The following is an 11,518-nucleotide window of genomic DNA, read 5'->3' as shown; positions in this document are numbered from 1 at the left end:
GTCGTTGCCGGCGGCCGCCTTGGCAATGAGAAAATGGGTTTGAGCGCGGGCCGCGACCTGCGGCGCATGCGTTACCGATAGCACCTGCACCTGGCCGGCAAGGCGGCGCAGCCGCTGCCCGATCGCGTCGGCAACGGCGCCGCCGACACCGGTGTCGATCTCGTCGAAGACGAGAGTCGGCGCCGACCCGCGATCAGCAAGCGCGACCTTCAGTGCAAGAAGGAACCGCGAAAGCTCGCCGCCGGACGCCACCTTCATCATTGGGCCAGCGCGCGTGCCAGGATTTGTCCTGACCCAATATTCAATCGTGTCGATACCGTCAGCCGTGCGGCTCTGGGCATCAGTCGTGATCTCGACAATAAACTCGGCGCGCTCCAGCTTGAGCGCCGGAAGTTCGATCATGACGGCCTGTTTGAGATGGTCCGCGGTCTCGCGCCGGTCGACTGAGAGCACCGCCGCCGCGTGGTCATAGGCGTCGCGCGCCGTCGCTGCTTCCACCTCAAGGGAGGCCAGTCGTTCCGCGCCCGCGTCGATATCGGCAAGATCCGCGTCCATCTTGTCGCGCAGCGCTGCAAGATCGTCCACGGTGACGGAGTATTTCCTGGCAGCCGCGCGAAGTGCAAAGAGCCGCTCTTCAGTTTGTTCGAGCACACGCGGGTCGAAGTCAATGGCCCGAATGGCGTGCTCGATACCATTTTGTGCATCGGCGAGCGCGTTCAATGCGTCGTCGATCGCCCTGACGACCGGCTCCAGCAACTGCGGTGCCTCCGGTACCTTGCGCTCCAGGCGCCGGACCAGGCTCGCCAGCGATGGCACGGGCGACGCATTCCCCGATAGCACCTCATTGGCGTCGTTGATGTCGCCGGCAATCTTTTCGGAGCGCATCATCTCCGTGCGCTTGATGGCAAGGGCCTCTTCTTCCTGCGGCTCGGGGTCGAGCTTGGCAAGCTCCTCGACCGACGCGCGCAGGTAATCGGCTTCGCGCGCAGCTGCCTCCACCTTGGCCCGATGGCGTACAAGGGAGTGTTCGGCGTCACGCCAGGCCTTGTGCAAATCGCGAACGAGGGCAGCCTTGGTTTCAAGCGCGCCGAAGGCATCGAGCAGCGTGCGATGGATATCGATGTCGACCAGGGCACGATCGTCGTGCTGGCCATGGATCTCGACCAACCGTCGCCCGAGCTCCCGTAGCAGGGTCACGCTAGCTGCCTGATCGTTGATGAAAACACGGCTGCGACCATCGGCGGTTTGCACGCGGCGCAAGATGATGTCCCCGTCGTCGTCGATATCGTTTTCCCGCAGCAAAGCGCGCGCAGGGTGCGCTCCCATCACATCGAAAACGGCGGTCACTTGCCCCTGCTCTGCACCATGGCGGACAAGCGAGGCATCGCCGCGGGCGCCGAGGGCGAGTGACAAGGCGTCAAGCAGGATGGACTTGCCTGCGCCCGTCTCCCCGGTCAGCACCGACAGACCTTCGCGAAACTCGATGTCGAGCCGTTCAATCAGAACAATATCGCGGATCGACAGATGCGAAAGCATGGATCGCTCAGGTTAGGTTCAGACGCCGTCTTTGCCGCCAGTGATAGCCGCCGCCGCCTTGGTGAGCCATGATCCAGCGCTTTCGCGCGGCTGCAGACCACCGCTTTGCAGGAGCTTGTAGCTATCCTTGTACCACTGGCTGTCCGGGTAGTTTTGGCCGAGCACCGCAGCTGCCGCTTGCGCCTCGTTGGTCACACCGAGGGCATAGTAGGCTTCCGTCAGGCGTGCCAAGGCTTCTTCGACGTGACGCGTGTTCGAATACTGCTCAACTACGCCGCGGAACCGCTTGATCGCCGCCACATAATCCTTGCGTTCGAGATAGTAGCGCCCGACCTGCATTTCCTTGCCGGCGAGTTGGTCGCGGCCGAAACGGATCTTTGCCCTCGAATCCTCGACATATTCGGAGTCCGGAAAACGCTCGACGACTTCATTGAATGCTGCGATCGAACGGCGTGTCATGCTCTGTTCGCGCGTTACGTCGGGGATCTGGCGATAGTACGCAAGGCCGGTGATATAGTAGGCATAGGCCGCTTCCGGCTGCGTTGGATAGAGCGCGATGTAGCGCTTGGTCATATTGACGGCTTCGTCATACTTGCCAGCGCGATAATTGGCGAAGGCACCCATAACCAGCGACTTTCGAGCGAATTCCGAGTAGGGATGCTGGCGGTCAACCGCATCGAATTTCTTGGCGGCCTCATCGAGACGTCCTGAATTCAGATTGGCCAGTGCCTGGTTGTAGAGAACGTCTGCTGGTTCGATCGTATCCACATAGGCGTTGAGATCGATATCGTCATCCTTGGATGCGCAACCTGCTATGGCCAATGCGCCGGCGATCGGAACAAGAAGAAGGGTCAGTCTGACCTTGCTGCCAAACCGCTCATTCATCGATAGTCTGCAATTCGCCATGCTCTCTCCGGCCCCACATATAATTCAAGAGCATCACTCGCAAACCTGTTGGTCACGCTTGCGACTCATGCTCCAGGCAAAGTCAATCTTACCGTCGGTTGGGCGTTCATAAACCACAAGCGACAGGAATCAGCAATCTTATTGCCATCCAATCGTCCAATTTTGTGGCGGAGCTTAAATTGGTGGCGAAATACGCGCGATTTGAAGGTTTAAGGCCCGAAACATCGACCTTATTCATGGGATTGGCGACGGTTTGCGGCGTTTCTATCCTTGCAACAAGCCTGCCAGCCAGTTGCTTTACCGACTCTCAGCCGGTTTTGCGACAGTTCCTTCTGTCTTGCGACCCCTGGATTTGGGTGTCTGCGGCGCGATCGATGACGCGCCTGAGAGGAACAACAAAATTGCCAGCAGCGCAACGCCGCCATGCACCCAATAGGCGAGAGCGTAACCACCAACATGGGTGAGCCAACCGGCAACGGCATTGCTGAGCGACGCGCCAATGCCCTGCACCGTCATCACGGCGGCGAGGCCGACATTGAAGCGTCCGGTTCCCGACAGGATGCGCTCCGCCGCGATGGGTGTTGCAATTCCGATGAGGCCCGCGCCGATTCCGTCCAAAATCTGAACGGGATATATCGATGCAAAATCGGTGAATGTCCCGGCAATCACCCCCCCGCACAGGCAGTGCACAAAGCGCGATGATGAACACGCTTCCAAGACCGAAGCGCTTTATCAGATACGGCGCCGCCAGGGCGGCGGCGATCATCGTCACCTGGGCCACCCCGACGATGATGGCCGTGGTGCGGAAGGGCGTGCCTAGCTGTATCGAAAAATTCTGCCCTATCAATCGGCTCATCGGTGCATTGCCGAAATGGAAAATCAACAATGTTGCGGCAAGAAGCAGCAAGCCCTTGTTTTCGAAAAGCACCGCATAGCCGGATGGTCCCTCGCGGTCATCCCCTTTTTCATGGGTAAGACCGCGGGCGACGTCATCGTCGATTTCCTTCGGATCGATGGCCAGTGCGGCAAGCACGGCGGCCGTAGCGGTAACGATCATAAGTCCGATGACGCCTTTATCGCCAAAGGTGACGACGGCAGCGTAGATAGCCGCAATTGAAGCGACATTGCCCGCATGGTTCCAGAATTCGTTGCGGGCGACCTGGTCGGGAAATTTCTTCTCGCCCACCAAGCCGAGTGTCAGGCCCATGAGCGCCGGGCCGATAACGGCCCCGACGACCGCAGTCAGGGATTGGCCGCCGAATACGGAAAAATAGTCCGGGCTCACGAGGGTCCACAAGGCGCCAGCGCTCACGAGCATGACGGGAATGACGATCAGCACACGCTTGTGCTTGGAGCAATCGACCAGCGCACCGAACAGCGGCGTCGCCACCATGCCAAGGATACCGCCGAGCATTGCAACAATCCCCAAGGTCGCTGGGGACCACCCGCGTGTTGCCAGGAATGCATCAAGAAAGGGCCCAAGACCGTCGCGGGCATCTGCGAGAAAGAAATTGAGAAAGGCGAGCGCAATGAGTGAACGGCTGATTGAAACGCTGTTTGCGGACTGCACGACTGGCTCCATAACGCGGTCGCGCAGTGGTCTTGCCGGTGCCGCCTGCTGCCATTCGTTGCATGGAGTTCCACGGCTTAATACCCCGACAATAGTCTAATCGCCATGCGGGCTCCCGGCATCCGGAAAGGAAACATGCCCGACGTCGAAAACCTCGATCGAACCCCCTGATGGGATGGAATCTCGCTCGCCCCATAGTTCAAAGCGGATACGGGTCCAGCTTGTGGGCTCAAAACCCGAAATTGAAGCCAGCGCGCCATTTCGCTCCACGTCCTCGAACACTTCCGCCCCCTCCCGCCTTCGCAACTCCGCAAGTGACGAGTGGGGCGGGGTGAGACGCAATTCGCGCGTCGCAATGACAGCGCTTTTGATGTCGCTCGACATCCGCGCCTGCCATATAAACCAGGTTCTGACGGCGGGCCAGCCAAATGACTGCGTCAATCCCGCGAAACCATCGCCGCAAATGAAATCGTTGAGGCCTTCCTCATTATCCCACACATAGAAAGGCGCGTAGAGGTTCTCAGTGTTCGGCCCACTCTTGCGGGCCGTCAGGTAGGCCTTGAATTTCAAGTTGGGCAGATTGTCGAGCAGGGGTCCCTTCTCCGCGATACGCCTGTCAATGATCGACATGTCGTAATCGACCGGTAGCGTGAAGCTATACTGCATGGCGATCATGACTTTTCTTCCTCGACCGCGACCCCTTCAAGCATCTGCGCCTCGCCATTGCTGAACGACCACTCGTCCCGGCTCGACGTGCTTATGATGATCATGACATCATCCGGTCTTACCCCCGGCGACTCGCCGAGCAGCGTCACGAGCCGCTTGTAGAAGGCCTTTTTGGTTGCCGTGTTACGCGGCTTGCCGGTCGTGATCGAAAAGACAACGAAATCGTCAGACCGTGGCCCACCGAAATAATTGCGATCGAAGATCAGTTCGCCGGGACGATGCTGGTGGATTGCTTGAAAGCGGTCGGCCGCCGGTACGTTGAAGGTTTCAACCATCGCTTGTTGCAGGCTGTCCGACAGAGCTTGCACATAGTTTGCAGATTTTCCTTCAAGCAGCGAGATGCGGGTAAATGGCATGGTAGTTCCCTTCCTGTTCTGGCGTCAGCTACACTTGACGCCAACAATATAAGCGCGCAATATCGTCCTTAAAATCAGAATTATTTGAATTGTTAGTCCTGAAAATTGGGATAATTAAAATGCGAAGCATCACATTCGATCTCGACGTGTTGCGGACTTTTGCAACCGGCATCGAACTCGGCAGCTTTGCCAAGGCCGCGGAAAGACTGGGGCGCTCGACCTCTGCCGTCAGTTCGCAATTGAAGAAGCTGGAGCAGCAGGCCGGCGCAGACATCTTTATCAAACAAGGGCGCGGCCTCGCATTGACAGATGCCGGAGAGACGATGCTGGCCTATGCCCGCCGTCTGCTCGATATCAATGACGAAGCAGTTGCGGCGATTCTTGGCAGCAAACTCGAAGGTTGGGTTCGTCTCGGCCTGCAGGAAGATTTCGGCGAGAACATTCTGCCACAGGTGCTAGGGCAGTTTGCTCGTGCCCATCCCAAGGTCAGGATCGAAGCCCGTGTCGCCCGCAACGCCGAATTGATCGAAAGGGTAACGTCTGGGCGGCTCGATCTTGCGCTCGCCTGGAGCGACGGCGCTGTTACGCCCTACTGCGAACGCATCGTCGATGTGCCGATGTGCTGGGTTGGCCCGGCGGACGACGTCAACGACTGGCGGAAGTCTTCCGATCAGCCGTTGCCGCTGGCATGCCTCGAGGCTCCGTGCTTGTTACGGACCGCGGCTACCAATGCGCTCGACCATGCCGGTATTCCATGGCGGCTCGCTTTCACCAGCCCGAGCCTTGCCGGACTCTGGGCGGCAACGGCGGCCGGACTCGGGCTCACCGTCCGCACTCCGGTCGGCCTTCCGTCCAGTGTGCGGCGCGTCACACCGGTTGCTAGCGGCTTGCCTGAATTGCCTTCCCTCGGCCTCCTGTTGCATCGCGCCGAGGCGCATGCAGAACCGGCAACGGCCCGCCTCGCCTCAATCATGGTCGAGGCGGTAGAAAGTGCGGTTCAAGTCGTTCTATAGCACCCAAGGCGCGAAAACCGGCGCATTCACCGCGACGAGCGTTGCCCCAGGGGATTGGCTGCGCTTGCCTGCCATTTCAACAATCTCGAATGCCGTATGATCGGACAAAAGTGCGCGCAAGATCGCGGCGTTAAGTCTGTGTCCGCCGCGATAGGAGCGGAAACAACCTATGAAGGGCGCGCCCGCCAGTGCGAGGTCCCCGATGGCGTCGAGCGTCTTGTGGCGCACGAATTCATCCTTGTAACGCAAGCCGCCCGGATTGATCACCGAATTGTCGTCGCCGATGACCAGCGAATTATCGAGCGAGGAACCGAGCGCAAGACCTGCCGCCCAGAGCTTCTCGACGTCGCGCATGAAACCAAACGTGCGCGCTCTCGCAATCTCTGTGCGGAACATTTTCTCGTCGACGTCGGCGGCAAATTTCTGCCGGCCGATGATCGGCGTTTCGAAATCGATCTCGACCTCGTAGCGCGTGCCATCATAAGGGCGAAACTCCGCCCAGGAGGCACCCGACTCGATGCGCGTCGGCTTGAGGATACGAATGAAGCGCCGCTTCGCCGCTTGGCGCACAAAACCCGCTTCCTCTAAAGCATCGAGAAACGCCAGCGATGTACCGTCGAGAATCGGCACTTCCGGACCATCGATCTCGATGGACATATTGTCGATGCCGGCACCTGCAATCGCGGCCATGACATGCTCGACGGTGCTGATCGTCACGTCGGCTCGGTTGGTCAGTGTCGTCGACAGGTCCGTCGAGCCGACCTCAGACACCAGCGCCTTGATGGCGTGGCTGCCGCCCTTACCATCTGCCCGGTGAAACACGATCCCGGTATCGGGGTCGGCAGGCAGAAAAGTCATCGTCACGGGAGCGCCGCTATGAACGCCCGCTCCGGAAAGCGTCGTGCGTCCTGCTATCGTTGTCTGGAAATCGCGCATTGAACCTCGTGCCTGTGAAACTGACCGGACTCATTTCCGGTATCGACATCGATTGGTGAGCGGCGTTGCCGCGGAATCAGCCATTCTGTCATATTGCAGCGCAAGATACAGTTGGTGCCCTGCGAAGCAAAATCACGGTTTCGGGACATTTGTAACGAAACCGCCACGCATGCAGTTAAGTCGTTTCCATGCCAATTCAATGATTTGAATGCAGAATTCCGCCATTACTTGAATGGCGGAATTCATACTCGTTAATATTCCGTGATCGGATCAGTTGGCTTGCCGGCGCAGGAATGCCGGAATTTCCAACTGATCGTCTTCGGAAGCTTGGCGCGACTGCGGCTGCACACGGCCCTGATCGTCAAGCTGTCCACGGCGCGGCGCATAGATCGACGCATCCTGCGAGAGCGGACGGCGTGGCTCGGCCGGACGCATAGCGGGTTCCCGCGGCTGGGCCGGCTCGAGCCGTGCCGTTTCGTCTTCACGGCGGGTAAGGCCAGCTGTCAGGCGCTTCAGCAGACCCATCGGACCACGATCTTCCTGTGGCTCGTAGGCAGGTTGCTCGCGCGAGACCATGTCCCTCGCGTTGAGTTCCGCCTGAACGACCGGCGGGAAATCAGCAACATTGGGCATGCGCGGCGCAGCGGTCTGCACGGGCGCCGCCTGCATTTGCGGCTGGGGTGCCGGCTGGTGCACGGGCTGCACGGGTGCCGCCGCTACCGGCGCGTCGAAGACTTCCGGCGCAGGTGCCTGGAATATACGGCTCTGCGGGCGGAATTCCTGCTCGACCGGCTGTGGTGCACGCTGTCGAGCCTCGTGTTCGGCGGCGCGGATCACATCGGCGATCGGATCGGCAACACGTGCAACAGGCTGCTGCACCACCGGGCGGGCAACCGTCTCGACACGAGCTGCCGGCTGCGGGGCAGGCTTGGCAACAGGTTTCATAGGCTGGCGAAATTCGATCGGCGCTGGCGCCGACTCCCCAACCTGCTTGTCGATGCCGGTAGCAACGACCGAGACGCGAATGATCCCTTCGAGGCTTTCGTCGAAGGTCGCGCCAAGGATGATGTTTGCATCCTGGTCGACTTCTTCGCGGATACGCGTTGCAGCCTCATCGACTTCGAACAGCGTCATGTCGCGACCGCCCGTGATCGAGATCAGAAGTCCCTTGGCGCCGCGCATCGAGGTCTCGTCGAGCAACGGATTGGCAATTGCAGCCTCTGCGGCTGCCATTGCGCGGCCGTCGCCGGATGCTTCACCGGTACCCATCATGGCCTTGCCCATTTCGCGCATGACCGAGCGAACGTCGGCAAAGTCGAGATTGATCAGCCCTTCCTTGACCATCAGGTCGGTGATGCAGGCAACGCCGGAATAGAGCACCTGATCGGCCATCGCGAATGCATCGGCGAAGGTCGTCTTGTCATTGGCAATGCGGAAGAGATTCTGGTTGGGAATGACGATGAGCGTATCGACATTCTTTTGCAGGTCGGAAATGCCCATGTCGGCGGTGCGCATGCGGCGCTGGCCTTCGAAATGGAACGGCTTGGTAACGACGCCGACGGTAAGGATACCCTTTTCGCGTGCCGCACGCGCCACAACCGGAGCAGCGCCAGTGCCCGTACCGCCGCCCATGCCGGCAGTAACGAAGCACATGTGCGTGCCCGACAGATGATCATTGATCTCGTCGATGCATTCCTCGGCAGCTGCGCGGCCGACTTCCGGCTGCGAACCAGCGCCCAGGCCTTCGGTCACCGCCGCACCCAGCTGGATGAGGCGTTCTGACTTCGACTGCGAAAGTGCCTGTGCGTCCGTATTGGCCACAACAAACTCAACACCGCGCAAGCCGGCATTGATCATGTTATTGACCGCATTGCCACCGCCACCGCCAACACCGAAGACGGTGATCCGGGGCTTAAGCTCGGTAATATCCGGCTTTTGCAGATTGATGCTCATGTGTCTCGTTCCTTTTCGTCCTTACCGCCTCGCCGCTGCGGTATTTTCTTTTGGGTTTCCCCGATTGATCAAAAACTCTCTCTCAGCCACTGGCCGATACGCTGAAAACGCCCACCCGTACCTGTCATCAGCGATGATGAACCGGCCTTTACAGAACGCTCCTCAATTCCTGCCACCTGCGGATAAATCAGAAGACCAACCGCTGCGGAAAAAGCCGGACCCTTGGCCGCTTCGGGAAGTCCCGTAACACCGAGAGGACGGCCTATGCGCACATTGCGAGCCAGGATGCGGCGAGCGGCTTCTGGCAGCCCCGCCAACTGACTGGCCCCACCTGTAAGCACGACGCGCTTGCCAACGATCTGCCCATAACCCGATTGGTTCAGGCGATCGCGCGCCAGTTCCAGCGTCTCCTCGACGCGAGCCCGGATGATGCGCGTAAGTACGGCACGTGGATATTGATTGGGAACGTCCCGAGCGTCATTGCCGAGCGGCGACACGCTGATGAGGTCGCGGTCATCAGCGGCGCTCGGCAGTGCGGAGCCGTGCATGACCTTCAAGCGCTCTGCATCGTCCATATGGGCGGAGAGGCCGCGCGCGACGTCCATCGTCACATGGTTGCCACCGATGGCGATGGCGTCGGCATGAATGAACTTGCCTTCGGAAAAGACGGAGATCGTCGTCGTGCCGCCGCCCATGTCGATGCATGCGGCGCCCATCTCGGCTTCGTCGTCAACAAGCGCCGAAAGACCGCTGGCATAGGGAGTGGCAATCATCGCCTCGACCGACAGATGGCAGCGATTGACGCAAAGTTCGAGGTTACGCAGCGGCGCAGCGTCTGCCGTAAGCACATGCATGTCGACCCCGAGCGTATCGCCGATCATGCCAAGCGGGTCACGAATACCGCGCTCGCCGTCAAGGCCGTAGGCGACCGGCAGGGAATGGACGAGGTGCCGTTCGGTCGCAAGGGCCTGCTTGGCGCCCGCGGCGAGCACGCGGCGTATATCGGCCTGATCGACTTCATGACCGCCGAGATTGATACTTGCCGAGAACGTCTCACTCTTGAGGCGGCCAGACGAAATGTTGACGATCATGGAATCGACGGTGAGCCCGGCCATGCGCTCCGCCGCATCAACGGCGAGCCTGATAGCCTGTTCGGCCGCGTCGAGATTGACGATTACGCCCGATTTGATGCCGCGCGATTTCTGATGACCGATGCCGAGAACTTCGATGCGGTGCGTACGGCCCGGCAGAAGCGCGCTTTCCTCCCGCGGGCGCAGCCGCGCGATAATGCAGCAGACCTTGCTGGAGCCAATGTCGAGAACCGTCAAGGAGCGCGTCCGCTTTGCGGATGGCGCTCCCGTCGACGCGTTCTTTCCGTTCAGAATACTCATATACGCTTCTCCGAACGCTTTGGCGCCTTGTCCCGCGCCTTCAAATATTCAACACGCTGCACCATCGCCTCGGGTGTCAGCCTTACAACCACACGGTCCGTCAGCCGCATGTCGACTGACGCGATATCTCGCGACAGGATGCCCGACTTGCTATCCATATCGCCGATATCGGCGAGCGCCTGCTTGATCTGCCCCTCGGGCAGCATCAGCGTCACGCCGTTCTTCAAGAGCAGATCCCAACGCCGGTCACCTACCCGGGCATAGGCCCGCGCTTCGGCTGCGATTTGAGGGAATGCCGCCATCTGGGCAAACAGCAGTTTCGCCTGCTTCTCGGCGCCGGCACCGATGACCAGTGGCAGCGAAGCGCTGCGTCCGCCCGTATAGGGAACGATCACGCGCCCATCCGCATCAATGACTGAAAGCTCACTGCCGTTCTGCCAGACTGCCAGAGCCGTCCGTTCATGGATCGAAATCTGGATCGTATTGGGATAGACCTTGAACACGTCGACGGACTCGACCCAGGGTAGCGTGGCAACCGCCTTCTGGGCATCGGCCGCGCTCAATCCGACCAGCGACGTCTCGCCATCGAGCCCCAGCGCACCGAGAACGTCGATTTCCGACGTTTCCTTGTTGCCGACAACCTTCACATCTTCGATGGCAAAGCCGAACGTCGACGTCGTTACCTTGACGACTTCGGGTGCATGACCACCGAGGATCGCGCCGTAGGCACCCGTCAACGCAAAGAAGGCAACAGCACCGAGGGTTCCGACATGATTGGGAATCGTGAGCTCACCCTCGGCCAGGCGCGAGAATACGCGGACGGGCTTGCGCAGCAATTTCGGCAGGACGATGCGAAAACGGCCAAAAGCTGCCGAGCGGCCTGAAGCGACCTGAACAGCAGCGCGCGGACGCGCATTTTTAGCCTTCAACGCAAACACGATGCGTCCTCCACCATCCAACTCAACAATTCACCGAAGGTATGCCCCGCAGCTTTGGCGATATCAGGTACCAGGGATGTTGGAGTCATGCCGGGCTGGGTATTCACCTCCAGCCAGATAAGCTCGCCATCTTCGGAAAAACGGTCGTCGTAACGGAAGTCCGACCGGCTAATTCCTTTACATCCAATTGCCT

9 protein-coding genes and 2 pseudogenes are annotated in these 11,518 nt (G+C 59.8%); 1 reads left to right on the top strand and 10 read right to left on the bottom strand.

Features of this window, described 5'->3' with window-relative positions:
• The 5 genes and pseudogenes from recN to AAAB35_RS06855 form a co-directional block, all read right to left on the bottom strand.
• Nucleotides 1-1,536 (bottom strand): DNA repair protein RecN (recN, locus tag AAAB35_RS06875; protein WP_340667464.1); only part of this gene is annotated, 1,536 nt, incomplete at its 3' end.
• An 18-nt stretch (nucleotides 1,537-1,554) separates the two neighbouring features.
• Nucleotides 1,555-2,421 carry an outer membrane protein assembly factor BamD gene (locus tag AAAB35_RS06870; protein WP_340667463.1) on the bottom strand — a complete coding sequence of 289 codons (867 nt, stop codon included), beginning with the start codon at nucleotides 2,419-2,421 and terminating at the stop codon, nucleotides 1,555-1,557.
• Nucleotides 2,422-2,739: 318 nt separating this feature from the next.
• Nucleotides 2,740-4,024: pseudogene (locus tag AAAB35_RS06865) on the bottom strand (MFS transporter).
• An 84-nt stretch (nucleotides 4,025-4,108) separates the two neighbouring features.
• Nucleotides 4,109-4,687, bottom strand: coding sequence for a DUF4865 family protein (locus AAAB35_RS06860; RefSeq protein ID WP_340667462.1), 579 nt, complete (start codon nucleotides 4,685-4,687; stop codon nucleotides 4,109-4,111).
• The gene (locus AAAB35_RS06855; protein ID WP_340667461.1) at nucleotides 4,684-5,094 is read right to left on the bottom strand and encodes a tautomerase family protein; all 411 of its coding nucleotides are present in this window, start codon (nucleotides 5,092-5,094) and stop codon (nucleotides 4,684-4,686) included. Before AAAB35_RS06855 ends, AAAB35_RS06860 begins: the two co-directional genes overlap by 4 nt.
• A 119-nt stretch (nucleotides 5,095-5,213) precedes the next feature.
• Here AAAB35_RS06855 and AAAB35_RS06850 point away from each other — a divergent pair, with 119 nt between their 5' ends.
• The gene (locus AAAB35_RS06850; protein ID WP_340667460.1) at nucleotides 5,214-6,107 is read left to right on the top strand and encodes a LysR substrate-binding domain-containing protein; all 894 of its coding nucleotides are present in this window, start codon (nucleotides 5,214-5,216) and stop codon (nucleotides 6,105-6,107) included.
• Here the strand turns inward: AAAB35_RS06850 and lpxC are convergent.
• From lpxC to AAAB35_RS06825, 5 genes and pseudogenes are all read right to left on the bottom strand, one after another.
• A complete protein-coding gene (lpxC, locus tag AAAB35_RS06845; RefSeq protein ID WP_340667459.1) occupies nucleotides 6,102-7,043 on the bottom strand; it encodes a UDP-3-O-acyl-N-acetylglucosamine deacetylase in 942 nt (313 codons plus the stop codon). The two genes, AAAB35_RS06850 and lpxC, sit on opposite strands and share 6 nt — an antisense overlap.
• Nucleotides 7,044-7,313: 270 nt before the next feature.
• A complete protein-coding gene (gene ftsZ / locus AAAB35_RS06840; RefSeq protein WP_340667458.1) occupies nucleotides 7,314-8,996 on the bottom strand; it encodes a cell division protein FtsZ in 1,683 nt (560 codons plus the stop codon).
• 68 nt (nucleotides 8,997-9,064) lie between these two features.
• Nucleotides 9,065-10,387, bottom strand: coding sequence for a cell division protein FtsA (gene ftsA / locus AAAB35_RS06835; RefSeq protein ID WP_340667457.1), 1,323 nt, complete (start codon nucleotides 10,385-10,387; stop codon nucleotides 9,065-9,067).
• Nucleotides 10,384-11,325 (bottom strand): cell division protein FtsQ/DivIB, encoded by a 942-nt coding sequence (locus tag AAAB35_RS06830; RefSeq protein WP_340667456.1) that lies wholly within the window; start codon nucleotides 11,323-11,325, stop codon nucleotides 10,384-10,386. Before AAAB35_RS06830 ends, ftsA begins: the two co-directional genes overlap by 4 nt.
• Nucleotides 11,313-11,518 (bottom strand): annotated as a pseudogene (locus AAAB35_RS06825) (D-alanine--D-alanine ligase); the annotation flags it as partial. The gene AAAB35_RS06830 and the pseudogene AAAB35_RS06825, both read right to left, overlap by 13 nt.

The sequence above is a fragment of the Phyllobacterium sp. genome, assembly GCF_037994425.1.
Classification (GTDB): Bacteria; Pseudomonadota; Alphaproteobacteria; order Rhizobiales; family Rhizobiaceae; genus Phyllobacterium.
The sequence above is the reverse complement of the archived record's forward strand: the minus strand, read 5'-3'. Positions and strand labels throughout refer to the sequence as shown.

Bases quoted from the DNA above. Each gene is read 5' to 3' on its own strand.
- lpxC (WP_340667459.1), bottom strand. From the start codon at position 7,043: ATGCGCGATTTCCAGACAACGATAGCAGGACGCACGACGCTTTCCGGA.
- ftsZ (WP_340667458.1), bottom strand. From the start codon at position 8,996: ATGAGCATCAATCTGCAAAAGCCGGATATTACCGAGCTTAAGCCCCGG.
- AAAB35_RS06855 (WP_340667461.1), bottom strand. From the start codon at position 5,094: ATGCCATTTACCCGCATCTCGCTGCTTGAAGGAAAATCTGCAAACTAT.
- AAAB35_RS06870 (WP_340667463.1), bottom strand. From the start codon at position 2,421: ATGAATGAGCGGTTTGGCAGCAAGGTCAGACTGACCCTTCTTCTTGTT.
- AAAB35_RS06860 (WP_340667462.1), bottom strand. From the start codon at position 4,687: ATGATCGCCATGCAGTATAGCTTCACGCTACCGGTCGATTACGACATG.
- ftsA (WP_340667457.1), bottom strand. From the start codon at position 10,387: ATGAGTATTCTGAACGGAAAGAACGCGTCGACGGGAGCGCCATCCGCA.
- AAAB35_RS06850 (WP_340667460.1), top strand. From the start codon at position 5,214: ATGCGAAGCATCACATTCGATCTCGACGTGTTGCGGACTTTTGCAACC.